The sequence below is a fragment of the Methylophilus sp. Leaf414 genome, assembly GCF_001425425.1.
Lineage (GTDB): Bacteria > Pseudomonadota > Gammaproteobacteria > Burkholderiales > Methylophilaceae > Methylophilus.
The window spans coordinates 394,514-418,043 of the sequence record NZ_LMQQ01000001.1; the positions used below are offsets into that span (position 1 = coordinate 394,514).

The 23,530-nt window shown below is 48.4% G+C and carries 25 protein-coding genes, 1 tRNA gene and 1 riboswitch; of the genes, 4 read left to right on the top strand and 22 right to left on the bottom strand.

Annotated elements, in window-relative coordinates; genetic code table 11:
• Positions 1–34: 34 nt before the first annotated feature.
• The 5 genes from ASG24_RS01860 to ASG24_RS01880 form a co-directional block, all read right to left on the bottom strand.
• A complete protein-coding gene (locus tag ASG24_RS01860) occupies positions 35–2,149 on the bottom strand; it encodes a TonB-dependent receptor (RefSeq protein ID WP_055867227.1) in 2,115 nt (704 codons plus the stop codon).
• A gap of 96 nt (positions 2,150–2,245) precedes the next feature.
• Positions 2,246–2,349, bottom strand: a riboswitch (TPP riboswitch).
• 173 nt (positions 2,350–2,522) lie between these two features.
• A complete protein-coding gene (locus tag ASG24_RS01865) occupies positions 2,523–2,798 on the bottom strand; it encodes a cupin domain-containing protein (RefSeq protein ID WP_055867231.1) in 276 nt (91 codons plus the stop codon).
• A gap of 76 nt (positions 2,799–2,874) precedes the next feature.
• Positions 2,875–2,964 (bottom strand) — tRNA-Ser (locus tag ASG24_RS01870).
• Positions 2,965–2,988: 24 nt separating this feature from the next.
• Entirely contained in the window at positions 2,989–3,522 is a 534-nt protein-coding gene (def, locus tag ASG24_RS01875; protein WP_055867233.1) for a peptide deformylase, read from the bottom strand.
• 33 nt (positions 3,523–3,555) lie between these two features.
• A complete protein-coding gene (locus ASG24_RS01880; protein WP_055867237.1) occupies positions 3,556–4,311 on the bottom strand; it encodes an S-methyl-5'-thioinosine phosphorylase in 756 nt (251 codons plus the stop codon).
• 75 nt (positions 4,312–4,386) lie between these two features.
• Between ASG24_RS01880 and hpnC the strand changes: the two genes are divergently transcribed.
• The 3 genes from hpnC to hpnE are packed head-to-tail and all read left to right on the top strand — an operon-like array spanning position 4,387 to position 7,403.
• Complete coding sequence (gene hpnC / locus ASG24_RS01885; protein ID WP_055867240.1) at positions 4,387–5,256, top strand: squalene synthase HpnC; 870 nt, start codon at positions 4,387–4,389, stop codon at positions 5,254–5,256.
• A complete protein-coding gene (hpnD, locus tag ASG24_RS01890) occupies positions 5,253–6,089 on the top strand; it encodes a presqualene diphosphate synthase HpnD (RefSeq protein WP_055867243.1) in 837 nt (278 codons plus the stop codon). Before hpnC ends, hpnD begins: the two co-directional genes overlap by 4 nt.
• A 9-nt stretch (positions 6,090–6,098) precedes the next feature.
• Positions 6,099–7,403 (top strand): hydroxysqualene dehydroxylase HpnE, encoded by a 1,305-nt coding sequence (gene hpnE, locus ASG24_RS01895; protein WP_055867245.1) that lies wholly within the window; start codon positions 6,099–6,101, stop codon positions 7,401–7,403.
• Positions 7,404–7,425: 22 nt separating this feature from the next.
• On the opposite strand, the gene ASG24_RS01900 is transcribed toward hpnE, so the two are convergent.
• The 9 genes from ASG24_RS01900 to ASG24_RS01940 all read right to left on the bottom strand — a co-directional run bounded on the left by ASG24_RS01900 (position 7,426) and on the right by ASG24_RS01940 (position 14,281).
• A complete protein-coding gene (locus tag ASG24_RS01900; protein WP_055867246.1) occupies positions 7,426–7,710 on the bottom strand; it encodes a hypothetical protein in 285 nt (94 codons plus the stop codon).
• A 501-nt stretch (positions 7,711–8,211) separates the two neighbouring features.
• On the bottom strand, positions 8,212–9,567 hold the full coding sequence (gene radA, locus ASG24_RS01905) for a DNA repair protein RadA (RefSeq protein WP_055867248.1): 1,356 nt from the start codon (positions 9,565–9,567) through the stop codon (positions 8,212–8,214).
• 123 nt (positions 9,568–9,690) lie between these two features.
• Positions 9,691–10,758: an alanine racemase gene (alr, locus tag ASG24_RS01910; protein WP_055867249.1), complete on the bottom strand. Its 1,068-nt coding sequence runs from the start codon at positions 10,756–10,758 to the stop codon at positions 9,691–9,693.
• A gap of 18 nt (positions 10,759–10,776) precedes the next feature.
• Entirely contained in the window at positions 10,777–12,159 is a 1,383-nt protein-coding gene (gene dnaB / locus ASG24_RS01915) for a replicative DNA helicase (RefSeq protein WP_055825751.1), read from the bottom strand.
• 159 nt (positions 12,160–12,318) lie between these two features.
• Positions 12,319–12,768 (bottom strand): 50S ribosomal protein L9, encoded by a 450-nt coding sequence (rplI, locus tag ASG24_RS01920; protein WP_055867252.1) that lies wholly within the window; start codon positions 12,766–12,768, stop codon positions 12,319–12,321.
• Between the two features lie 21 nt (positions 12,769–12,789).
• Complete coding sequence (rpsR, locus tag ASG24_RS01925; RefSeq protein ID WP_055825757.1) at positions 12,790–13,023, bottom strand: 30S ribosomal protein S18; 234 nt, start codon at positions 13,021–13,023, stop codon at positions 12,790–12,792.
• Entirely contained in the window at positions 13,024–13,332 is a 309-nt protein-coding gene (gene priB, locus ASG24_RS01930; RefSeq protein ID WP_055825761.1) for a primosomal replication protein N, read from the bottom strand. It lies immediately after the preceding gene.
• A 6-nt stretch (positions 13,333–13,338) separates the two neighbouring features.
• A complete protein-coding gene (gene rpsF / locus ASG24_RS01935) occupies positions 13,339–13,713 on the bottom strand; it encodes a 30S ribosomal protein S6 (RefSeq protein WP_055825765.1) in 375 nt (124 codons plus the stop codon).
• A gap of 235 nt (positions 13,714–13,948) precedes the next feature.
• A complete protein-coding gene (locus ASG24_RS01940; RefSeq protein ID WP_055867255.1) occupies positions 13,949–14,281 on the bottom strand; it encodes a hypothetical protein in 333 nt (110 codons plus the stop codon).
• A gap of 224 nt (positions 14,282–14,505) precedes the next feature.
• Between ASG24_RS01940 and epsA the strand changes: the two genes are divergently transcribed.
• A complete protein-coding gene (gene epsA / locus ASG24_RS01945; RefSeq protein ID WP_055825772.1) occupies positions 14,506–15,285 on the top strand; it encodes an XrtB/PEP-CTERM-associated transcriptional regulator EpsA in 780 nt (259 codons plus the stop codon).
• 13 nt (positions 15,286–15,298) lie between these two features.
• Here epsA and ASG24_RS01950 read toward each other — a convergent pair whose 3' ends face one another.
• From ASG24_RS01950 to ASG24_RS01985, 8 genes are all read right to left on the bottom strand, one after another.
• Positions 15,299–15,736, bottom strand: a complete 438-nt coding sequence (locus ASG24_RS01950; protein ID WP_055867258.1) for an RNA-binding S4 domain-containing protein — start codon at positions 15,734–15,736, stop codon at positions 15,299–15,301.
• Between the two features lie 8 nt (positions 15,737–15,744).
• Complete coding sequence (locus tag ASG24_RS01955; protein WP_055867260.1) at positions 15,745–17,910, bottom strand: Lon protease family protein; 2,166 nt, start codon at positions 17,908–17,910, stop codon at positions 15,745–15,747.
• Positions 17,907–18,398, bottom strand: a complete 492-nt coding sequence (locus ASG24_RS01960) for a molybdenum cofactor biosynthesis protein MoaE (protein ID WP_235562277.1) — start codon at positions 18,396–18,398, stop codon at positions 17,907–17,909. Before ASG24_RS01960 ends, ASG24_RS01955 begins: the two co-directional genes overlap by 4 nt.
• A 2-nt stretch (positions 18,399–18,400) precedes the next feature.
• Positions 18,401–18,658 (bottom strand): molybdopterin converting factor subunit 1, encoded by a 258-nt coding sequence (moaD, locus tag ASG24_RS01965; protein WP_055867262.1) that lies wholly within the window; start codon positions 18,656–18,658, stop codon positions 18,401–18,403.
• Positions 18,655–20,031 carry a DNA recombination protein RmuC gene (locus tag ASG24_RS01970; protein WP_055827251.1) on the bottom strand — a complete coding sequence of 459 codons (1,377 nt, stop codon included), beginning with the start codon at positions 20,029–20,031 and terminating at the stop codon, positions 18,655–18,657. The genes moaD and ASG24_RS01970 overlap by 4 nt, the downstream gene beginning before the upstream one ends.
• Positions 20,032–20,158: 127 nt before the next feature.
• A complete protein-coding gene (locus ASG24_RS01975) occupies positions 20,159–20,905 on the bottom strand; it encodes a hypothetical protein (RefSeq protein WP_055867265.1) in 747 nt (248 codons plus the stop codon).
• A 220-nt stretch (positions 20,906–21,125) separates the two neighbouring features.
• Positions 21,126–22,667 (bottom strand): alkaline phosphatase, encoded by a 1,542-nt coding sequence (locus ASG24_RS01980; protein ID WP_055867268.1) that lies wholly within the window; start codon positions 22,665–22,667, stop codon positions 21,126–21,128.
• Positions 22,668–22,703: 36 nt separating this feature from the next.
• Positions 22,704–23,450 (bottom strand): PEP-CTERM sorting domain-containing protein, encoded by a 747-nt coding sequence (locus ASG24_RS01985; protein ID WP_235562278.1) that lies wholly within the window; start codon positions 23,448–23,450, stop codon positions 22,704–22,706.
• Positions 23,451–23,530 lie beyond the last annotated feature (80 nt).

The window sequence follows — 23,530 nt, forward strand, 5'->3', positions numbered from 1 at the left end:
TAAAATAGTTTAAAGGCCAGGGCGGCCTTTTGATTTAATAATCGTAAGTGACCGTGACACCAGCAACGCGTGGCTCGGCAAACTGAACGTATTTTTCATCTATAAAGTTTTTGGCCGGGTTGTTACCAAAGTAAAAACCGCGCGTGGCATAGTCTTTGTCCAATATGTTTCTCGCCCACACGTTGACTTTCCAGTGCTTATCGTACTTATACTCAGCACTGGCATTTAATAAGGCATAGCCGTTGGATTTTGCCTTGTGACTGTCTGAAAAGTAGAAGTCTGACTTACCCTCTACATTTGCGCGTAACGTCCAGGCTGCATTGGCATAAAACTCCGAACCGAGATTCAAGGTATATCTAGGTGCATGGGCTACTTGGCGGCCATCGTAGTTAATCGTTGTTGGTACACTGGCTACATTCTTAATAAAACTATAATTATCGAATGTTGCATCTAAGTATCCTAGTGAACCCAGCATGCGAAATTTATCAGTAACAAACCAGTCCACACTGGCTTCCAAGCCCTGATGTGTAGCTTTGGAAGCATTCTCATAAAACTCTACAAAACTGCCTGATCCAGGTATTTGTGCTGAGCTTTGTGTTTGCGCATCTAAACGCTTTGCATAAAACGCAGCCAGATTGGTAATCAAGGCCCCATCCAACCAACTGGATTTAAGTCCTGTTTCAAAATTCCACATATACTCAGTGTTAAACTGTCTTTGACTTTGAGGCAAACCAGCCTTGTTATTAATGCCCCCGGGCTTATAACCGCGCGTCAATGAGGTATAAAGGAGTTGATCCGCGTTAGCCTGGTAATTCAAGCCTAACTTGGCGCCCAATAGTGTTTCATTCACTTTTTTATGCAAACTGCTTGGTGCTAACTCTACGATGCCAGCATCAGAATATTTCGCCTTGAAATCCTCAACTCTCAAACCGGAAACCAAGGTTAATTTGTCTGTCAAATGACTATCAAATTGTCCGAATATCGCGGTATTTTCAGTTTTATAATCACCCGCCAATTGATTCAAGTAGGTAGGCCCATAGGTACTTCTGTAATCTGAAAAAGACTTAAAATTCTCATCTTGCACAAAGCGATAAATACCAACCGTCCAATCGGTTGTGCCGTTGAAAATACGGCCAGCCTTGTCAGATAACGCACGCAACTCAAACGAATAATTATCTCGGTCACGATTATACTTTTCACCATCAGTTGCTGTGCTCCAGTCACCATCAAAACTATAAGTCGATGAGGAGTTTAAATAAGTGGCTTCAGACTGAATAATCACCGCATCTGAGGCCTGCCAATTAGCCTTTACTCTAAAAGCATTGGTATTCTGTGTATCTGCACCTGGTTGATTAGATTTACTGCGCCTTGAGTTGTCTAAGGTAAATGCGTCATAACCGTTATTCACATTCACATGCATCAAGGTGAAATCTAAGGTTAAATCCTCGGTCGCAAATAACTTGAATTTACTGCGGAACGTTAATTCATCCTGTTTTTGCGTATCATCACGGCCTAAAGTGTCGTTCTGCATATAGCCATCAGATTTGTGAGTATAGATGGAAGCACGCCCGAGTAACTGATCCTCAACAATAGTGCCGCCAACTGCTACGCCAAAATTACGCGTGTTATATTCACCCACACCAGCCTGTGCACGCATTTTAAATTCTTTGGTAGGTTCAGCACTACGCATAGTAATCGCGCCAGCGATTGCATTGGGGCCAAACTTTGTACCTTGAGGTCCTTGCAGCACTTCTACAGAATCGATATCAAACAAGGTCGCGGCACCGCCAAGTCGGCTAAAGTCGATGCCATCAATGATCAGACCAACGGATGGATTCACAGGATTATCATATTGACTGAGTATCCCCATCCCGCGAATCTGGAAAAATCGCCCTCGCGATGCGCCTGCTGACACATTAACATTCGGTGCCAGATTCAAAACTTCTTCCAGATGCTGCGCGCTGCGCGCCTCTATGGTTTCTTTATCAATTTCAGTCAGGCTGACAGCGGTTTTCTGAGCGTTGCTAGGGCGGAAATCCGCACTCACCACAACGTCCTGGAGCTTCACTGCCTTATCATCTTCGGCGGCCAGCAATGGCGTGCTCAGTAAAAGCCCAATCAGGGACAAGGGTTTTGTAATCGGTTTCATGAAAATCCTTTCTATAAGACACATAAAAAGGACAGGGGGAGAGTGACAATGACGTGAGTAGGTTTGTTGAGGGACAACAAACCAAAAACATTTGCGTTGTAGATGCTCTGCCTGTCCCTACGCCAGCATTATCTGGGTCAGGTTCATTGGGTTTCTCACTAGCGCGAGATCTCAGGTGTTAGCCACCCCAAGGCGATTTGATTTTTCAATCAGGATGAGATTGTAGGTTGATATCGATTACTTTGCTAGAGAGTGATGCTGTATTGCGTTTAAATACTCTGCATACTTTGCAAAATTTAAAGATAAAGATTGATTCAATAAAAAAGCCCTGCGATGCAGGGCTTTTTTATTGAATACTTGCTACTACAATCTATTAGAAATGTTTGTAGTGTTTTTTCAATTGCTTTACAACTTCCCACTGGGATTTCAGGCCTTTTGGAAACTCAACGTAGTCACCAGCTTTGATTGTTACTGTGTCGCCACCTTGTGGAGTCACTTTGAATTCGCCTTCCAACACGTAAGCTTTTTCAGTCGCAGTGAAATCCAGAGGGAATTTTGAAGGTGCGCAATCCCAGGTATTCCAGCTTTTTACGCCCAGGTCATTCAATTTTTCTTCAGATGGATTGTGGTCGATGATGATTTGAGTCATGACATATTCCTTAATAAATTAAAGTGATTATAAAACTTTAAATAGAAATGCCGCATTTATGCGGCATCTTGGTAACTGGCGGAAGAGGTGAGATTCGAACTCACGGAGGGCGTGAACCCTCGACAGTTTTCAAGACTGTAGCATTAAACCGCTCTGCCACTCTTCCGGAAGGCAGAATTATAGCAAACAATCAGTCGTCTGGAAGTGTTATTCCAGGAAAAAGTACATCATTAAAGCCAAATTTTGTTAGATCGCGGATACGCATGGGGTAAAGTATGCCAAAAAGATGATCACATTCGTGCTGCACTACCCTTGCATGGAAACCGCTGACAGTGCGATCTATCACGTTACCTTGCGGGTCAAAACCTTTATAACGTAAATGCTGAAACCTTGGAACAACACCACGCATGCCGGGTACCGACAAGCACCCTTCCCAGCCATCTTCCTCTTCGTTTCCAACAGGTATGAGCTCAGGATTAATTAGGATGGTAAATGGCACTTCCTCAGCATCCGGGTAACGCGGATTTTTGCCGACACCGAACATGACCACCTGCAGACTCACGCCAATTTGAGGCGCGGCAATCCCGGCACCATTCATCTCGGTCATGGTGTCATGCATGTCTTGTATTAATGCATGCAAGTCTGTTGTATCAAACTCGGTGACTTTTTCAGCCACTTGATACAACACCGGGTCGCCCATTCTGAGCACTGGTTTAATAGCCATGATCAGGCTCCATTACATATATCGAAAAATAGATCATGCGGTCGCGCAGTTGTGGTCAGATAAATATTGCGCAATCACACACTTCACTTTTTCCATGGTTTGCTGCAATAAAGGCATCACCTGCTCAAAATGAATGGCTTGCGCGCTATCGCCGCGACCGGCAGCAAAATTAGCTACCGGGCAAAGCGCGGCATAGGAAACACCCAGCTCGCGTGCTAACACCGCCTCCGGCATACCAGTCATACCCACAACGGTTGCGCCATCTCGTTCATATCGGTCAATTTCAGCGGCGGTTTCCAGTCGGGGCCCTTGTACGCAGGCATAAACGCCACCTTCCACCAATCCACAGCCTGCATCAAGAGCTGCTTTCTGGCAGCGCTCACGCATGGTTTGCGAATAAGGCTGGGTGAAATCAATGTGCCTTACCGGCAACTCCACACCGTCGTGGTAGGTGTTATCCCGGCCATAGGTGTAATCCAGAATCTGGTTAGGCAAAACGATATCGCCAGGAATAAGGTTTTGTGAAATACCCCCTACTGTCGCTACTGCCAGCAAGTCTCTCACACCTACCGAATGCAACGCCCAGATATTAGCGCGGTAATTGACTGCATGTGGTGGAATGGTATGTCCGCCGCCGTGTCGCGCCAGGAAAACCACTTCCTTACCGTTTATTTCACCAAAAACCAGTGGCTGTGAAGGTTTGCCATATGGCGTGCGCACAATCAGGCGTTTTGAAATATTCAGATTGGTGAGCTCTGTCAGCCCGGTGCCCCCAATAATGCCTAACATCCTATGATCTCTCTCTATTAACGCTAGTTATATCCAAGGTGTAAGCGTATCACGGATTTATGGCATACTTAAGCCATGCAAGCCTTTTCCAAGCCAGTGAAGACACCGGCCAGCCTGCCACTGGCACAGACACATTATGAGAATTTCCCGGTAGCTTCATTGTTGCTCCCCGCGCATTTACGCTATGCAGTTAGTGTGATTTACCAGTTTGCGCGAGAAGCCGATGATATTGCCGATGAAGGCGACGCCAGTGAATCGGAGCGTTTGCAGGCACTACAGTCCTACGAAGATGAGTTATTACTGATCCAGGCCTATATTCAGGCTGAACGGCCGCTGTTTAAAACGTTGCAGCATGTAGTCAGAGCACACAAGCTTGAGGTGCAATCCCTGCTGGATTTAATCAGTGCCTTTAAGCAAGATGTCGTTAAAACCCGCTACGCCAATTTTGAAGATTTACTGGATTATTGCCGCCGCTCCGCCAATCCGGTTGGCAGGTTGATGCTGCAATTATATGGCGCGGATACAGCGCAAAACCGGCAATGGTCAGACCAAATCTGCACCGCTTTGCAGTTGATTAATTTCTACCAGGACATTGCCATTGACCTGCAAAAGCATGGCCTAAACGGGCGCATTTATCTATGCCAGGACGAAATGCTCGCTGCCGGTATCACCGAACAGGATTTACGCCAGCAACGATTAGATGCTATCTGGCAGGCATTCTTTTTGTACAATGTAGCCCGCGCCGAGCAATTATTGCAGGCCGGTAAACCGCTGGGCAGACATTTGACTGGCCGTATCGGGTTCGAGCTGCGCATGATAGTCGCCGGTGGCGAACGTATTATTTACAAATTGAAGCGTTGCCGTGGCGATATTTACCATCACCGTCCAACACTGAATGCTTTTGATTGGCCGATTATTTTGCTGAAAGCCCTGTTTAAACAATGACCCCGCAACAATACTGCCAGCAAAAAACAAAACAAAGCGGCTCCAGCTTTACACTGAGCTTTGTGTTTTTGCCCAGGCAAAAACGTGAAGCAATGACTGCGCTGTATGCATTTTGTCGAGAAGTGGATGATGTCGTCGATGAATGTACGGATTACCAGATCGCACAAACCAAGCTGCAATGGTGGAAACAGGAAATACATCGTTTATTTCATGAAACCCCGCAGCACCCGGTCACCAAGGCATTGAAGCCAGTGGTGGAAGAATTTGGCTTGCAAGAAGCGCATTTCATAGAAATTATCGATGGCATGCAAATGGATACGCAGTACAACCGCTATGCCGATTTTGAGCAACTGGCATTATATTGCTACCGCGTCGCCAGCGTCGTCGGCCTGCTCTCGGCGCAAATTTTTGGCTACAGTGATAAATCCACCCTGGGCTATGCGCATGACCTGGGGATGGCTTTCCAGCTGACCAACATTATTCGCGATATTGGCGAAGACGCGCGACGCGGCAGGATTTATATCCCGATTGATGAACTGGAAAAAGCGGGTGTGACTGAACAGCAGTTACTGCAAAGCCAGGCCTCTGTACAAACACAGGCTTTATTACTCAAGCAGATTGAGCGTGCAGAAATGTTTTATGACAAAGCCATCAACCAGTTGCCTGAAGCTGATATCAAAACCCAGCTACCTGGCCTGATGATGGCAGCCATTTACCGCGCACTACTGCGGGAAATCAAGCAAGACCCTAATCTGGTGCTTAACCACAAAGTCATGCTGCCCCCTTTCAGGAAACTGAAACTGGCCCTGGGCGTATGGTTTAAACGCCGCTGATACATTGGAATGCTTAACCACACGCCTACTCCCCGCAATATCGCGGTTGTCGGTGCCGGGCTGGCCGGGCTGGCGGCCGCATACACCTTACTGAAATCAGGACATAAGGTATCGCTATTTGAAGCTGCCCTGCAAGCCGGTGGCCGTGCGCGTGGTGTGCCACATGCTGAAGCCATGCTAGATAATGGCCAGCATTTATGCATAGGAGCCTATCAGGCGACGCTGGCATTATTAGCTGAAGCTGGCCTTGACACTGAGCATCTCTTTATCCGTTTACCCCTGACGTTGCATATGCATCATCGCTCAGGTCGCATGTCACTCGTTACATCCACCTGGTTACCTGCTCCGCTGCATTTATTGTGGGGATTGCTCACCGCGCGTGGATTGACTGTTAACAGCAAATGGCGAGCCGTCCGCTGGATGTTGTGGTTAAAACAATCTGCATTTACATTAGCGCAAGATACCACTGTTGAAAACCTGTTACAGCAAGGCCACCAAACAGAAACTGCTATCAAGGCCTTATGGGAGCCTTTGTGCCTGGCCGCATTGAATACCCCTATCCAGATTGCCAGTGCGCAGGTATTTCTGAATGTATTGCGTGACAGCTTTCAGCAAAAGCGGTCAGACAGTGACTTTCTGATTCTGAAGTCGGATTTATCCAGCAGCCTGATTGAGCCTTTGCTGGGGAAAATTACCATCTCAGGTGGCAAAGTATCATTGCGCACGCCTGTGATTTCTGTCAAAAACGAACACTCTCATTGCGTGCTGGAAACCTCAGAAGGCACACAGTTATTCGATGATGTGATTCTGGCTGTAGGCCCGCATCAATTGAAAACCGTGGCTAGTGACATTGCGGTGCCAACATTTGAATACAAGCCGATCACCACGGTGTACCTGCAATATTCCACTCATTTCAGGCTACCTTACCCAGTCATGGGATTGTATGACGGTCTGGCACAATGGGTATTCGACAGAGGGCAATGCTGTGGCCAGGCAGGTTTGCTGGCGGTAGTGATCAGTGCACATGGGCCATTAAATGTTGATAAGGCAGCATTGATACAACAATGTATCAATGAGTTGAATCAGGCATTGTCATTGCATGACATCCAACTTGAAACAGCACCATTGTGGACGCAAATCATTACCGAAAAGCGCGCCACGTTCAGTTGCACGCCATATTTACATCGCCCGCAAAACAAGACTTCCCAGCCGCATATCTACCTTGCGGGCGATTATACTGCCGGGCCCTATCCAGCCACCATTGAAGGCGCTGTCAGAAGTGGTGTCGCGGCTGCCAATCTGATATTGGGCTAGACCGAACTCCGCTCTGCCAGCTTCAAGCTTGCGGATCTTTGCAGCCTACTACCAAATGGTTTCTGGCCGGGACATAGATACCGTCACCTGCATCCGGATAAGTCTCACGATAGGAAAGATGCGGATCAACTTCAAAACCATGTGAGCAGTTTTCACTGGCTTTTTCCTTGCATTGCTCCAGCGTGGTATTAAATTCGCTACAGGTAAGTTTGTAACCCGGCCTGCCATCGCTGGTAGCGTGTGGCGTTGGCTGGTTACTTGCGCAAGCAGATAGCAGCAGGGAAATCAGTATTAGCGTTTTTTTCATTGTTTCTCTCCATTTCCACCTTTATTACATCCCGTCATATTATTGTCATATTGGTGTGTTAAGGACACACACAGAATAAGGCAAGAAACGAACCATATAGTTTCATGAAGATTTTGTGAAAATAACCGCGTCGATTCAACGCCAAGCCTTACACAGACTTGTATCCAGACGGCTACAAACTGCTACAAAACCGGGCGCTTTGTAACTGACTTACCAGTTTAAACTTCTTATACTGCACTCACTGGAATCAATACGCAGTCATGAATCAATACACAGTCTTTAAAATGCTCTGTTAAGAATAAAACAGGATTTTATGCATAGCGGGCAGTTGCCCTGGAAATGCCTGCTGGCACAGTGAATAAAATTGAAAAAACTACAGGCAGATAAATCGCGAAGCTAGATTATCAAATATCAAACCCACTTCCCTGTGGCTGTTCAACCTCTTCTGAACAACCACCACTCAAGGCAACGATGCCAATCCCTGACATCGTTGCCATTTTTTTATCCCCTCAACAGCTCGATGGCTTGTTCCAGCCTGTCAATCGCATCAATATGCAACCCAGGCACGCCCCCTTTAGGCGCATTGGCTTTGGGGATAATGGCATGGGTGAATCCCAGCTTGGCAGCTTCTTTAAGACGCTCTTGACCGCGTTGTACTGGCCGAACTTCTCCCGCCAGCCCTACTTCGCCAAACACAATTAATTTGTTTAGCAATGGCTTATTCTTAAAGGATGAAACAATCGACAACAGTACAGCCAAATCCACGGCGGGCTCGCTGATTTTCACGCCGCCCACTGCATTGATAAATACATCTTGGTCAAAACACGCGACGCCGGCATGTCGATGCAATACCGCCAGCAGCATTGCCAAGCGGTTTTGCTCTAACCCAACACACAATCGCTTGGGGTTCGGGGCATGGGAGGTATCAACCAATGCCTGGATTTCAACCAATAAGGGACGGGTACCCTCTTGAGTCACTGTAATGCATGATCCTGGAACAGGGGTATCGTGATGCGACAAAAACAGGGCAGACGGATTGCTGACCTCGCGCAAGCCTTTTTCGGTCATGGCAAACACGCCTAGCTCATTCACGGCACCGAAACGATTCTTGAAGGCGCGGATCAGCCGAAAACTCGAATTCTGGTCACCTTCAAAATACAGCACGCTATCGACAATATGCTCCAGCACACGCGGCCCTGCCAATGACCCCTCTTTGGTGACATGGCCGACCAGTATCATGCTGATGCCTAATTGCTTGGCGATACGTGTGAGCTGCGCACTGCATTCACGTACTTGTGCCACCGAACCTGGCGCGGATTGCAAAGCTTCGGAATAAACGGTTTGAATCGAGTCAATCACCACCACATCAGGTTGATGTTGCTGAAGTATCTGGCTGATCTTTTCGAGGTTAATTTCAGCAAGTACATCCACCTGGCGGGCATTCAAGCCCAAACGCATTGCCCGCATGGCAATCTGCTGGGCGGATTCTTCGCCACTGATATAAAACGACTTCAGGGTTTCAGAAACTTTACATACCGTTTGCAACAATAGCGTCGATTTACCGATGCCGGGATCACCACCGATCAGCACCACACCACCAGCCACCAGACCGCCACCGAGCACACGATCAAATTCAGCGATTCCGGTTGGCTGACGCGAAACATCCTGTGCTTCAACATCTGCCAGCTTCTGCAACTGTGCCGTGGGTGCCAAACTGGCAAAGCGGCTTTGGGTAACGGTTTCCGGCACTGTTTCCACCAAGGTATTCCAGGCGTGGCAACTAGGGCACTGCCCTTGCCATTTAGGCTCGCTAGCACCACATTCGGTACAGGTATATTGTGTTTTTGCTTTAGCCATGAAGACCTTGATTTTGCTTATTGTGTGACCATGAATGACAGAGACTGCGTTTGTAACCTAACCGTGGTTAAAGATCACCCGTAAATCTCAACTGATTTTTCTTCACAAGCCGAACGGTTGCGACTAATCAATCACGTGCATAGGCACGCGTGCTGTCACTGCACAAAGCAGCTCATAGCCTATAGTTCCGCTGGCCTGTGCCACTGCATCGACAGGGACCAAACTGCCCCATAATTCAACCCTACTGCCAATATTGGCATCCGGAATATCCGTGATATCAACCGCCAGCATATCCATAGACACTCGGCCCAAAGTCCGTGTCAGCACGCCGTTGACAGCGGCAGGCGTTCCGGTAGGTGCGTGGCGAGGATAGCCATCTGCATAGCCGCAAGCGACGATGCCTACTCTGATGGGTTTATCGGCAGTGAACAAGCTGCCATAACCTACACTCTCGCCCGCCTGAATTTCCTGTACGCCGATCAACCCGGATTGCAATGTCATCACCGGCCGCAACCCCAATGAAACGGCCGTTTTATCTGCAATCGGTGTAGCACCATACAGCATAATGCCCGGGCGTACCCAATCAGCATGGGTGTGTGGCTGCTGGACTATCGCCGCTGAATTAGCCAGTGAACGCTTGAAAGGCTGTATTGGCATGACTTGCCCAACGATAGTCATGGCCTGAGTGACACCGTCTGCAATATCTGAATTAGCAAAGTGGGTCATCAGCACGATTTCACTGACATTTCCGCTGGCGGCCAATTGATCTAAAGCTGCTTGATAAGCAGAAGGCTGGAAACCCAGTCTATGCATCCCGCTGTCCAGCTTCAGGTAGACACGGACTGGTAAATTCACTTGGTATTCCAGTAGCCATTGCAGCTGACCCTGGTGAGAAATAACCATATCCAGCCGGTAACGATCCACCTGTGCTATTTCTTCAGCTGAGAAAACACCTTCCAGCAACAGGATGGGATGCTGATATCCGGCATCCCGCAAAGTGACGGCCTCGCTGATATTCAAGACCGCAAACGCATCGGTTTCTTTTAGCCCACGCGCAGCATTCAGCAAACCATGACCATAGGCATTCGCCTTTACTACGGAAATGACTTTGGACTCTGGCGCATACTGCCTGACTCGTGCCAGGTTGTGTGCCAATGCTTTTTCTGAAATATAAGCAACGATAGGACGCATATTGAAAAACCCGGTGCGTTAATATTCGTCTTGCATGTATGCCGCATTGGCATAATTTTCGAAGCGTGTATGCGCGCCCATAAAGGTCAGGCGCACCCGGCCAATCGGCCCGTTACGCTGCTTGGCGATAATAATCTCGGCAGAGCCTTTTTCAGCACTGTCAGGGTTGTAGTACTCATCGCGGTACACGAACATGATCAAGTCAGCATCCTGCTCAATCGCGCCCGATTCACGCAAGTCACTCATGACCGGGCGCTTGTCCGGACGCTGGTCCACACTGCGGTTTAACTGGGAAATGGCAATCAACGGCACGTTCAGCTCTTTTGCCAGCGATTTGAGAGAACGTGAAATTTCGGAAATTTCCGTCGCGCGGTTTTCACCTGAGCGGCCAGAAGGTGCTGACATCAACTGTAAATAATCGATCACGATCAGTCCCAGTTCACCCGTTTGCCTGTGCAATCGCCGCGCACGTGCACGCACATCAAAACTGCTTAAGCCTGCACCTTCATCGATAAAAATCGGCGCTTCGTTGAGCTTACCCAGCGCAGTGGTCAGTTTTTCCCAATCTTCATCCTCGAGGTTACCGTTACGCATTTTGTGCTGGTCCAACCGGCCAATGGAGCCGATCATACGCGTCGTTAATTGTGTGGCGCCCATCTCCATCGAGAAAATGGCCACTGCCTTGTTGGTTTCCAAAGCGACATTCTCGGCAATGTTGATCGCAAAGGCAGTTTTACCCATGGAAGGACGGCCGGCAACAATCACAAGATCGCCACCCTGCAAGCCTGAAGTCATGGAATCCAGATCACTAAAACCCGTAGGCGTACCAGTCACATCCGAATGGTTTTCTCGCGAATACAGGTAATCAATCCGGTCAGCAACTTGTGGCAGCAATACCTGCATCCCCAAAAAGCCCTGGCTTTTGCGGTTGCCGCCTTCAGCAATCTGGAAAATCTTGGCCTCAGCCTCATCCAGCAATTGCTGCGCATTACGCCCATTTGGCAGATAAGCGCTTTCGGCGATATCGGTACCTACAGTCACCAACTGGCGCATCACGAATCGCTCATGCACGATTTCAGCATAGCGGCGAATATTCGCAGCAGTTGGTGTGTTTTGTGCCAGCGCACCCAGATAGGCGACACCACCAATGGTAGTCAGCTCAGCCGTGCTTTCGAGCGATTCGGCGACAGTCACAATATCCGCTGGCTGATTGCGTTCAATCAACCTGGCAATATGTTCATAAATCAGCTTATGGTCGTGCTGGTAAAAGTCTTGTCCCGATAAAATATCAGCGATTTTGTCCAGCGCTTCATTGTCCAGCAACAGGCCGCCTAAGACGGATTGTTCGGCTTCGATAGAATGCGGGGGAAGTTTGAGAAATTCGAGTTGTTCATCAGCCATCTGGCGATTATACCGAAAAGCGAATCAGCGTTTTCGAGTTTTGAAATTAACTGTGGGCCAAGGCAGTTAAAGTGAGTAGATTATTAGTTGAGGATGTATCTTTTACAAAATAAAAAAGGCTACCGAAGTAGCCTTTTCATGTGTTACTAAACGCTTGAATTAAGCTTCAGCAACCACTGTGACATTGATATCAACAACAACATCATGATGCAGTGCAACGCTCACAACGAACTCACCCACATTTTTCAACGGGCCGTTAGGCAAACGTACATCTGATTTTTTCACTTCATGACCTTGTGCTTGCAGACCGGTTGCGATGTCCAGATTGGTGACAGAACCAAACAAACGACCATCAACACCTGCTTTTTGTGCAATTGTCAAAGCAAAACCAGCCAATTTTTCGCCGCGTGCTTGCGCAACAGTCAGCAAATCAGCTTGTTGTTTTTCCAGATCTGCACGACGCGAAGCAAACTCAGCCTGGTTAGCTTCAGTTGCACGCTTTGCTTTACCTTGAGGAATCAGGAAGTTACGGCCGTAACCGTCTTTCACACGAACCACGTCACCCAAAGTGCCCAGGTTTGCTACTTTTTCTAATAAAATTACTTGCATGTTATTCTCCTAAGCCGCCAATTAACCTGGGTGTTTGTCTGTGTAAGGCATCAACGCTAAGAAACGTGCGAGTTTAACCGCAGTTGTCAGTTGACGTTGGTATTTAGCCTTAGTACCAGTCATACGGGCTGGAATGATTTTAAAGTTTTCAGAAACGAAATCCTTCAACAGATCTACGTCTTTGTAATCTACGTGTTTGATGCCTTCTGCACTGAAACGGCAGTAACGGCGACGTTTGTACATATCTCTTGCCATTTAAAACTCCTTCAATTCTTTATGCTGTATTAGCTGTATTTCTTGTATATGCATGACCACTTGTGTGCTTTTTGCACTGCGCTGCGCCAGGAAACCTTTAACTTTGATCTGATCTCCGCTTTGCAATGTCAGGTTGGCTTTTTCACCAATCAACACTGCCGCTAACTGGCACTGCACTTTGCGATTCAGACCTGCTTCCTGCTGCTCTGAATCATGTTGCAACTGCAAACGCAACAAGGGTAACCCGGCCGGTGTATAGCGTAACGGTTCAATTGCTTGCACCGTCGCTGCAATCACCAGCGTATTCACAACGATTTAGGCGGCTGCCTCAGTAGTGGCTGCAGGTGCGTCACCAACGATGGTTTTGGATTTTTCCTCTTTCATCATTGGGCTAGGTGCAGTTACTGCTGTTTTCGTCGAAATAGTCAGGTGACGTAATACAGCATCGTTAAATTTGAAGCCGTGTTCCAACTCTTCCAGCAACTCTTGGCTCACTTCAATATTCATCAGAACATAGTGTGCTTTGTGTACTTTTTGAATTGGGTAGGCAAGTTGACGACGGCCCCAGTCTTCCAGACGATGGATGTTGCCGCCATTGCCGGTGATTTGCGTACGGTAACGCTCAATCATCGCAGGCACTTGTTCACTCTGGTCAGGGTGGACAATAAATACGATTTCATAATGTCGCATGAGATCTCCTTACGGTTAAAGCCACCCTAAATGCGAATCAGGTGTGGCAAGGTTGGAAAAGAGCGGGATTATAGACTATAAGTCCAGTTTGAATCAAGGACTTATCTTGAATGCCTCAAAGGGAGCTTAGTTTCGCCAGGGAAAAAATACCTGGCATCAGGGATTTCAAAGAAAACCGGAAAAGTTTGCCTTCCAGAATTAAATTTACCAATGCTTTAAAGCACTTTTTCTTAAATCACTTTTGAATTTTATTCTCAAGCTCTTTATCTTCTTTGGGCAGGTAATAAGGGTCAGCCACATAGCCTGGCCCCTTCATGATAATAATCACCACCAGGCCTATGATCATGGCACCGATAAAAAACCAGAACGTGAATAGCAACCCCAAAAACATGGAGGTCCGCTCAAGGTTCTGCGTCAGCAATTCGCCTTGCTGCCACCAGGTATAGACTAGCGGACTGGCAAATATCAGGGTTCCCAATAACCACCACTTTGGCAGTTTTTTTAATAACTGCCATTCTTTATGGCTTGGGTAACGCACACCATTCGGAAGCTTGTTCAACAATCCCATCTCATTACTCACTTAAACTACTTAACTTGGTAGACACTAAAAATAGTGATTGTTTCATTCTAATCCAGTGTCATTCAGATATTCTTAAATGATTGTTTCATTCGATAAGCTTGGCTCTGCATAAAATCTCATATTAAAGAAACCCAGAATTCAGCCGTAAAAAACTCAGACCATGAATATTCACGGGCAAAGTTTGCCCTGAGCATAACAACTGAGGTGGCTTCATGCAGGCACAAAAAAAACAAACTCATTGGGAAGGCGTCTTGCATGCCATACAGACTTCCTATGCCATTAAACGCCATGTTGACCTGTTTAACTGGCTGAAACAGGACATTCATCCACTGATGCGTCACGATGTACTGCTTGCCGCATGGGGCAATTTCAGCACAGGTGACCTGCATTTTGATGTGTGCTCATCATTACCAGATGTGACAACGCAGTGCCTGTTACAAGACTCAGCCATCGTAAATTACCTGATGTGCAACCTGTACAAACGCTGGATTGAAAACGAAGAAAAGTGGTATGTCGTTAATCAATTCGATGCCAATGGCATTTATACACAATCCCCCAACCCGTTTACCCAGCAATTGAAAAAGATGCACTCACTGATGGTGTATGGGGTTCGCGATACCCGCCGCCAGGCTGATTGCATTTATGTATTTTTTGACCGCAGCAAAGAATTTCATGTGCCGGACCAGTTATTAGGCATGATCATGCCGCACCTGGACGCAGCCACTCGCCGCGTTGAACACCTGAAGCCAATTGTGAAGGATGAAGACCTGCTCGATACTATGGCGCAAGGTGGATTATCAGATCGCGAGCAGGAAATTCTGCATTGGGTACGCAGCGGTAAAACCAATCTGGAAATCGGCATGATCCTGGAGATCAGTGCCAATACAGTGAAAAATCACCTGAAACGTATTTTCCAGAAACTGGATGTTTCTTGTCGTGCCCAGGCGGTGGCCAAAACAGGTACTGTGACGGCCTACTCCAAGCCTAACTAGGCTAGCTCCATATTTAATCCCGACCAGTAAAGCGCTGAATATCACGCAATTGCCGTTTGGTGGGGCGGCCTACACCCCGATCCCGTTCGGCAAAGTGATCAGCGCCGCTTTCCTGGGCCTGTTGCCGCACACGCAAACTTTCTTCAGTTTCGCGGTAGAGCAAGGCTGCTTCTGGCGCTCCACGACGCACATTACTAAGCGCTAGCACTTCAACTTCTATTTGCATGTCTTTGTTTTTGATGCTGACGCGCATACCCGGCTTCATCTCCCTGGCATTTTTGGCGCGGTCACCATCTACCCGCACCTTACCGCCATCCACCGCATCTGCTGCCAGGCTACGCGTTTTAAAAAAGCGTGCCGCCCACAACCATTTATCCAGGCGGCAACTGTCGTTTTGGTCATTCTCTGACGTGGCTTTTTTTTCTGCTTTTTGGTTGTGTGCTCTGGCCATTATCTTTATTAAGGCTTGCTTGTGTCAGCCTGCTGTTGAATGTAAGCCATGTGCGCCTGATTGCGTTCCAGCGTGGCCCTGAAGCTAGCGAGCACCGTTTGCGCGCGCGCCATCAGCGTATTACCGGTGTAAGTACCATCCTCCTCTTGTGTGCCTGCTTCACTATTGGTGAGGTAGGCAATGCCTTCCAGCACATGATCGATGGTGATAATTTTGAACATGCCATTATTAACTGCCGTCACTACGCTTTCATCCAGAATCAAATGACGCTGATTACGTTTCGGGATAATGACGCCCTGCTCTCCATTCAAGCCCAATGCCTGGCAAACTCGGAAATAACCTTCAATTTTTTCGTTGACGCCACCAATTGGCATCACTTCACCAAACTGGTTGAGGGCACCTGTGACCGCGATGCCCTGCTTGATAGGCAAACCGGTCAATGCCGACAATAATGCAAACAATTCCGCGCATGAGGCGGAGTCGCCTTCAACGCCGTTGTATTCCTGCTCAAACACTAATGAAGCACTCAGGCTTAATGGTGCCAGTGCCCAAAAGCTGGCGCTTAACCAGTTTTGCAGAATATAGATGCCTTTATCGTGACTGGGACCACTCATCTCGACTTCGCGGTCAATATTAATCACTCCGCTACGGCCAGGGTAACAGCGCGCAGTAATCCGAATCGGCGAGCCAAAACTGGCATCGCCCAATTCAATATGGGTCAAGCCATTTACCTGGCCGACCACGTCGCCATGGACCTGAATTAATAGTTCATTATCAATAATCGAATCACGGATTTGTGCTTCAAAAAACTGTTGGCGCAACAGGCGTGCAGATAATGCCTGATTCACATGCGTATCTGTCACCAGACGCTCATCCCCGGCTGCGGCTGCACTTTCATGCATGAGTTGATCCAGGTGTGCAAAGCGGATACTGAAGCGGCTTTGATCCTCTTCCAGCCTGTGCATGAATTGCAGCAACACATTGACGGCTGCACCACTAAAATGCGGCAGCGCTTGCTGCTGGCATTTTTGTGCGATATAACCTGCCACCCAGGCATAATTTTCCAGTGTCGCCGATACCCGGTCCTCAAACTCAACCTTGACCGGGAAAAAATCAAAGAAATCCGGCTGCGCTTCCAGGCAATCATAATAATCTTCGCGGCTGGCAATCATGATCAGCTTCACATTGACAGGCAACGCACTTTGACGATTACCGCCTGTGCCTTGTTGCGCATGGTTGGCCCAGTCTTCGATCTGAATCTCATGATTACGCATCAAACGGTACAGCTTCTCCAGCAAGGCGCCGCCGTTACTTTCATCCTGCATCAGGTCACGCAAATGCAACATCAGCATACCGCCGTCGGCGTGGTGCAAACTACCGGCACGCAAGCGTAAAAACTCAGGCCATTGCGCTGCTTCGCCGGCAGCGCTCTCCAGCGTGCCGAACAAGGCAGCAAAGCCAGGGTCTTTTTCTTCCACGATAGGCTGCTTAACTCCTGCAGTCAGGTTGGCGCGCTGATCCACCAGCAGATTGACTCTAAAGCGCGACAAAAAGCCTTCATTTACCAGGCCATCCGCGTTATTTTCGGGTTCATTACCTAATTGCTGCCAAGCCTGCAAATAGGCCAAAATTTCAGGCTTGATCACATTGAAAAGTGGAGATAATTTGGCGCTGCTCAGCTGCGCGCGCATGCTATCAATACGCTCTTCCAGCCAAACTTCAGCCAGCGAAAGATTGGCTTGCCCATTGCTATCCAGCCACTGCGGCATTTCTGCCATCAGCGTCTTGATAAATATATCCATTACCGTACGCAACTGTGAACCCAGTCCGGCGGGAAGCTTGATGTAATTAACACCGGATTGCTGGCTAAAATCGTACAAGGCGACCAGGTCTGTGAGTGAAGTATCAATACCGGTCACGGCTGCCGCTTTCATGGCGGCCATGGTCAGCCCGGCACGGCCGGAGCCTGGTGTACCCTGCACCAGCACATTGCAACCGGACTGCTGCATCGACAACCCCATCATCAGCGTTTTCTGTGCCTCAGGCTGGAGCTTCCAGCCATAATCGGTAAGGCTTAAGTCGCTGGCTTCCAGCAGCGTTTCGGTTGATTCAAACGACATCGGCGACAGTTTGTAAGAAACGGTCAGTTCATTAGGGTTTAATACTTGCATCATGTAGGTGACTTTCCATTATTCTTTTGCCACTGTTGTTTGGCATGTTCATCGGTCGCACGGGCTTCTACCCAGCGCTCACCAAAATCGCCTATTTCTTTTTTCCAGAAAGGTGCTTCTGTTTTTAAATAATCCATCATGAAAGCACAGGCTTCGAATGCCGCCTGCCTGTGCAGGCTGGTAGTCGCCACCAGCACGATCTGTGATTGTGCAGCCAATGATCCCACACGGTGGATCAAGCGTATCCCCAGCAATGGCCAGCGCTGGCAAGCCTGTTCGGCAATGCGCTGCAAAGCGGCTTCCGTCATGCCCGGATAGTGTTCAATGACCATTTCATCCAGTTTGCCATCTGCCGATAAATCTCGCACCATGCCGATAAAGTTGACCAATGCCCCCGCCCGCGGCGTGGCCGCTTTTAGCTGCTGCAACTCAGCCCCGGTATCAAAATCCTCCGGCTGTACAGAAATCTTGAGATACACAGGCGTGCTCAAGCTTAGCCTCCTGTCACCGGCGGGAAAAATGCCACTTCATCGCCTTCGTCCATGGTCGCCATATCATCAACCAGTTCATGGTTAATTGCAGCACGTACCACGCCACTGCCGTTAAACAGTTTCTGCCAGGTTTCACCGCGTTTAGACAGCCATGACTTCAAGGCGATAATAGTCTCTATACCCTCAGGCAACACCACATCTTCGGACGAGTAATTAACAACTTCCTTGATGCGTGCAAAATACAAAATGGTGATCTTCATGACGGGTTACTCTTCTCAATTTCTTCTAGTTCATCCAGCAGTTCCAACGTACCCAATCCTTCTTCCTGGGCCAGCTCCACTTTTTCAATCTGGGCAAAGCGCCGGGTGATCTTCTGGCTGCTGATATGCACATCCTGGGCATTTTCATGCGCCTGGCGGATATTATCAGCCAGTTTTTTCATGCGCGTATCAAAGCGGTTAAAGTCTTTGCTGAGCTTGCCGAGTTCATCTTTAATGATATGCACCTGCTTACGCATTTCCACATCTTTCAACACAGCGCGGGCAGTATTCAGCACGGCCATCAGGGTGGTTGGTGATACCAGCCACACACGTTTCTGCATGGCATAATCCACGACTTCGCTATGGTAGGCGTGAATCTCGGCAAACACCGCCTCAGCCGGGATAAACATCACCGCACCATCCGAGGTTTCATTGGCAATAATGTATTTATGACTGATATCGTCGATATGTTTCCTGATATCCGCCTTAAACTGTTTCCCTGCTTGCGCCTGCAATACTTCGCCCAGGCTGCTTTCATACATGCGATGGTAATTTTCGAGCGGGAATTTGCTATCCACCGCCACAGTCCCTGTTGGTTCAGGCAGGAACAACGCGCAATCCACGCGTGCGCCATTACTGAAAGTGTGCTGCATGGCAAAACTGTTGCTGGGCAGCACATTGCGCACCAGCCCTTCCAGTTGCACTTCACCAAAGGCACCACGGCTGCGTTTGTCTCCCAATAATTCCTGCAAGCTGACCATGTTGACGCTGAGACCGTCAATTTTCTTTTGTGCTTCATCAATGGTGGCCAGGCGTGCCATCACGCTGACAAAAGTCTCGTTGGTTTTCTTGAATCCGGCTTCCAGACGCTCGGAAACCTTGCCGCTCATTTCCTCAAGGCGCGAATCTACAATCTTGGTCAGCGCTTCAACGCTTTGCGACAATGTTTGTGTGGTCGTTTGCAAGGCAGTCTTCAGCATGTTTTGCTGCGATATGCCTTGTTCAGCCAGGCCATTCCGCAAACTCAGGCTGAGTTGCTCTGTACTTTGGGTTAAATGATCACGCTGGGCAACCTGTAGCTCCTGCATGGCGACGCGCAATGTCTGCATGGATTCGCGCGTAGCGGTCAATTCCTGTGACAACTGCGCACGCAAACGGTCCTGCTGGTCAGCGTTCAGGCTTTGCAATCTATCTGCCAGCAGATTGAGAGATTGATGCATTTCCCCCATCATCAAGCGATGCTTTTCTTCAAGTTGCTGTGAAAGCAATAGCGCCAGGGCTTGCTGTGAGTTCTGTTGCTGCTTGCGTGAATGCCAGAGCAGAATGCCGATAATCAGCAGTAATAACAGTAATTGAATAATTTGAAGTGCCATGACGGCATTATAGCCGATGACAATAGCAGCCACATGGACTCAGGAAAATAACGGCTAACGGGGTTGCGTCTCCCGGCACGGGAAACTCTTAAAGATTAAGTATGAATACTTTTAAGCCAGGCACTTACTAATGATTGTGCTCCTGCAAGCCAGGTGCACCATGCGCACGCGCCAGCCACTGCATTTCTGATGGGTTATGTTCCATGTCACCGAGGTCGGCATAATCTACATGCTGGTAATTGCTTAATGTCGCCAGTGTTGCCTTGGGCGGCTTGGCAGCATCGGTGGCAGCAAGCGCTCCGGTTTGCAAAGCTTGCATCTGGATGGTGACTGTATGCTCCGGATAGTGGTATTGCACTGTAAATGGCAATTTCAGCGCAGGCATCCACAATACTTCTGTACGCACACCGTTACCTAGTTCACCAGCATACTTTTCCACATCCTGGCCATATTGCTGTTGCTTGTCTGCCGGTATTTTTTTTAACTTCGCCAACTCTTCATCAGTGATCAGTTGTGACTTCACCTGCCAGATTTGCGCATCGGTTTTAATCGCCAGCAGTTTCAAGTCTACATCTGAATAATCAATGGCGCGGCCATCTTCATGCATCAGGTAGCTGTAGTTAAACTGCCCGGCCGGCTTTTTCATCCACAGACTGCTATTGTGTGCTGGCTGGCCATTCTGGTACAGGTGGCGGATCTCGACCTGGTCGTCTTCACGCATTAACCACCACTGCAAGCGTTTCGCCGAGGCATCTGTGCAAGGTGTCGCGCACTGTGTCGTTTCAAAACGTGCATTGACGATTTCCTCGGCAATACTTGCTTTGGCAGCCATCATCAACACTGTCGCTAATCCTAGCGTTTGAATTATTTTCATACTTTTTTCCATCATGTGGCACAGGGCGACACATTGCCGCCCTGTATTGCAAAACACCTAAACTAGGTACGGACACTTTTTAAAGAACCCGGAAGTGAGCGAGCGGGATAAAGTACAAGCCGCACGACACGCAAAAACCGGAATGTACATGATGAGTACATGAGGATTTTGAGTACCGCGCAACGCAGTAATTTGCCCGCGCAGCCACTTGGCTCCTCAATTAATAACCAAAAGCGTCTTTCATCACTTGATAAATATAGCTTTGCTCTTGCACGCCATGTACCAGGTAAGATTTAGGTCCCACCGCGTAAATCGCTACCTCTTCACCGGCGTGGGTTTCAGAGCTCAATGGCACCAAAGCTTCCTGGTGGAAATCAGGATCTTCAGTATCCACACCTGACATATCTACGACGCGACCTGCAGCAATCGCTTCGTTATACACAGCGTCGCCTGGTGAGTTGGTGTGGAAGCCAGGGCCGTTGGCAAAGCTCACAGTGGTGTAAGGCTTGCCGTCAGCCGCCAGGGTTGGCGCTGTTTTGCCAGGCTCAACGACCTTACCCAAAATCGGGTTGCCACGTTTCGGGTAACCACCGATAGTCAGTGTATGACTATGGTCAGCCGTCACGATGATCAGCGTGTCGTTCAAGTTCACCTTGCTTGCGGCTTCGCGTACTGCGTCTGACAATGCCACTGCATCTTTAAATGTACGGTAAGCGTTACCTGCGTGTGATGCGTGGTCGATACGGCCACCTTCCACCATCAGGAAATAACCATTCTGGTTTTTCTTGAGGATATCAATCGCCTTGCCGGTCAATTCAGATAATGAAGGCTCGCCAGCGATATCGTTCGGACGGTCTTGCTCGTATTCCATATGTGATGGATTGAACAAACCGATCACCTTGTTGGTAGTCACTGGGTTCAATGCATCAAACCCGTTCTTGTCCTGAATATATACACCACCAAATTTGCTCACATATTCTTGCGCAAGGTTACGACCATCGGTACGACGACCTTTGCTACCTTCAATATCAGTCACTGTATTTGGCAGGAAGTAGCTGCGGCCTCCACCAAACACCACATCAATACCATCACCAATCTTGCCGCTACCAAAGTTGTCTATCAGTTGCGCAGCTATGTCTTTCACGCCGTTAGTCGCAGCAGCGGATGACAGGTTGGAGTTCGCTTCCCAGTCGCGGTTTGAAATGTGGGCATAAGTTGCCGCTGGAGTTGCATGCGTAATACGCGCAGTAGACACTACGCCTGTAGATTTACCGGCAGCTTCAGCTTGTTCCAGGATAGTGGTTACCTTGCCAGCGTTGATCACAGATGGATTGGCTTCGTTTCTTGCCACAGACTGGTTCAGCGAAATAATGCCGTCATTGGTTTTAACACCAGAGACGATCGCCGTCATGGTCGGTGCAGAATCAGAAGTCTGCTGGTTAGTAGAGTAAGTCTTGGATAAGGCTACGTAAGGAAACTCTTCAAATGACAAGCGGTTGCGTTCGCCATCTATGCCTTTTAACTGGCCCTCAAAAATACGGGCACCAGTTACAGTAGAGATACCCATACCATCCCCCACAAACAGGATGATGTTTTTAGCTTTTTTAGCATTTGGCACCAGTTTTTTGCTGTCATTCAGGCTGGCAGCGCCATCATTCAGCCAGAACTGTGCATCTTCAGCCAGGGCAACGTTAGAAAGTGCGAGTTGTGAGCCCAGCAGCATGGCAACCACGGCAGTGCGTTTCAAGTTTAAAAAGTCCATGATGATTCCTTTATTTAGAGTTTATAGTATTTTTAATTAATCTTTGCGGCGGCGCATCACACCTGCCATCAGGCCCAGCCCAGCCAGCAACATGGCAACTGAATCGGCTTCCGGGACGGAAGATACTGTATTCAGGCTGATGTTATCGACACCCAGCTGTAATGAATTCTGGTTTGCCACAGTGGCAAAGCGCAGGATATAACTTCCGCCTGAAGCCAGGCTAGCACTCAGGTCAAAGCTGTAATTCACATAGTTGTTCGCTGCCAGCACACCATTGGCGCCGCCGATATAAAGGCTTTGTACAACATCCGCGCTATTGATAGAGAAAGGGTCCGCACCTGCCTTCAAAATATCTACACGCACGTGCTGGTTAGGATTGTCTGTCGCATCTACGCTGTAATCCAAGCCTGCAGCATCGATATTAGTGGTGCTGTTCTGATTATTTACAAACATCTGGAAGCTTAAAGTAGCTGATGAAACCGCGCCGGTGTTGAAGGTCTGGAACAATGCATTGCTGGCATTACCGTAGTTATCCAGAATGCCATAGTAGCTACCCTGATAAGCGCCAACGGTATTGTTTGCGGTGACTTCAGTAGAAGTGCCGGTTTGCGCCAGCACACTGCCAAAAAAGCCCTGCTCCGCCACTTGCCAGCCGGTGATATCGTAAACATCCGCGCCGTGTGATTCGAAACCGCCGTTTTGTATGAGTTCGGCCGCCTGTGTTGCAGGTGACAGTGCTGCCATTACCAGCATGCCAGTCATCGCCCAAGAGTTAAGCTTCATGTGAATATTCTCCCTGATTGTCTGTGATTAACTTGTACGCGGGTGTTTAGGCCTGCGTACTTACCTGAGTATTGTTAAAA

What these genes read in the sequence shown, in the direction of transcription:
- ASG24_RS01880 (WP_055867237.1), bottom strand. Translation starts at nt 4,311, where the DNA reads ATGTTAGGCATTATTGGGGGCACCGGGCTGACAGAGCTCACCAATCTG.
- ASG24_RS01950 (WP_055867258.1), bottom strand. Translation starts at nt 15,736, where the DNA reads ATGGCCAGAGCACACAACCAAAAAGCAGAAAAAAAAGCCACGTCAGAG.
- dnaB (WP_055825751.1), bottom strand. Translation starts at nt 12,159, where the DNA reads ATGGCTGATGAACAACTCGAATTTCTCAAACTTCCCCCGCATTCTATC.
- ASG24_RS01975 (WP_055867265.1), bottom strand. Translation starts at nt 20,905, where the DNA reads ATGAAAATAATTCAAACGCTAGGATTAGCGACAGTGTTGATGATGGCT.
- hpnC (WP_055867240.1), top strand. Translation starts at nt 4,387, where the DNA reads ATGCAAGCCTTTTCCAAGCCAGTGAAGACACCGGCCAGCCTGCCACTG.
- hpnD (WP_055867243.1), top strand. Translation starts at nt 5,253, where the DNA reads ATGACCCCGCAACAATACTGCCAGCAAAAAACAAAACAAAGCGGCTCC.
- radA (WP_055867248.1), bottom strand. Translation starts at nt 9,567, where the DNA reads ATGGCTAAAGCAAAAACACAATATACCTGTACCGAATGTGGTGCTAGC.
- epsA (WP_055825772.1), top strand. Translation starts at nt 14,506, where the DNA reads ATGCAGGCACAAAAAAAACAAACTCATTGGGAAGGCGTCTTGCATGCC.
- alr (WP_055867249.1), bottom strand. Translation starts at nt 10,758, where the DNA reads ATGCGTCCTATCGTTGCTTATATTTCAGAAAAAGCATTGGCACACAAC.
- rplI (WP_055867252.1), bottom strand. Translation starts at nt 12,768, where the DNA reads ATGCAAGTAATTTTATTAGAAAAAGTAGCAAACCTGGGCACTTTGGGT.
- hpnE (WP_055867245.1), top strand. Translation starts at nt 6,099, where the DNA reads ATGCTTAACCACACGCCTACTCCCCGCAATATCGCGGTTGTCGGTGCC.
- ASG24_RS01955 (WP_055867260.1), bottom strand. Translation starts at nt 17,910, where the DNA reads ATGATGCAAGTATTAAACCCTAATGAACTGACCGTTTCTTACAAACTG.
- moaD (WP_055867262.1), bottom strand. Translation starts at nt 18,658, where the DNA reads ATGAAGATCACCATTTTGTATTTTGCACGCATCAAGGAAGTTGTTAAT.
- rpsF (WP_055825765.1), bottom strand. Translation starts at nt 13,713, where the DNA reads ATGCGACATTATGAAATCGTATTTATTGTCCACCCTGACCAGAGTGAA.
- ASG24_RS01970 (WP_055827251.1), bottom strand. Translation starts at nt 20,031, where the DNA reads ATGGCACTTCAAATTATTCAATTACTGTTATTACTGCTGATTATCGGC.
- ASG24_RS01980 (WP_055867268.1), bottom strand. Translation starts at nt 22,667, where the DNA reads ATGGACTTTTTAAACTTGAAACGCACTGCCGTGGTTGCCATGCTGCTG.
- ASG24_RS01940 (WP_055867255.1), bottom strand. Translation starts at nt 14,281, where the DNA reads ATGGGATTGTTGAACAAGCTTCCGAATGGTGTGCGTTACCCAAGCCAT.
- ASG24_RS01985 (WP_235562278.1), bottom strand. Translation starts at nt 23,450, where the DNA reads ATGAAGCTTAACTCTTGGGCGATGACTGGCATGCTGGTAATGGCAGCA.
- rpsR (WP_055825757.1), bottom strand. Translation starts at nt 13,023, where the DNA reads ATGGCAAGAGATATGTACAAACGTCGCCGTTACTGCCGTTTCAGTGCA.
- def (WP_055867233.1), bottom strand. Translation starts at nt 3,522, where the DNA reads ATGGCTATTAAACCAGTGCTCAGAATGGGCGACCCGGTGTTGTATCAA.
- ASG24_RS01865 (WP_055867231.1), bottom strand. Translation starts at nt 2,798, where the DNA reads ATGACTCAAATCATCATCGACCACAATCCATCTGAAGAAAAATTGAAT.
- ASG24_RS01860 (WP_055867227.1), bottom strand. Translation starts at nt 2,149, where the DNA reads ATGAAACCGATTACAAAACCCTTGTCCCTGATTGGGCTTTTACTGAGC.
- ASG24_RS01900 (WP_055867246.1), bottom strand. Translation starts at nt 7,710, where the DNA reads ATGAAAAAAACGCTAATACTGATTTCCCTGCTGCTATCTGCTTGCGCA.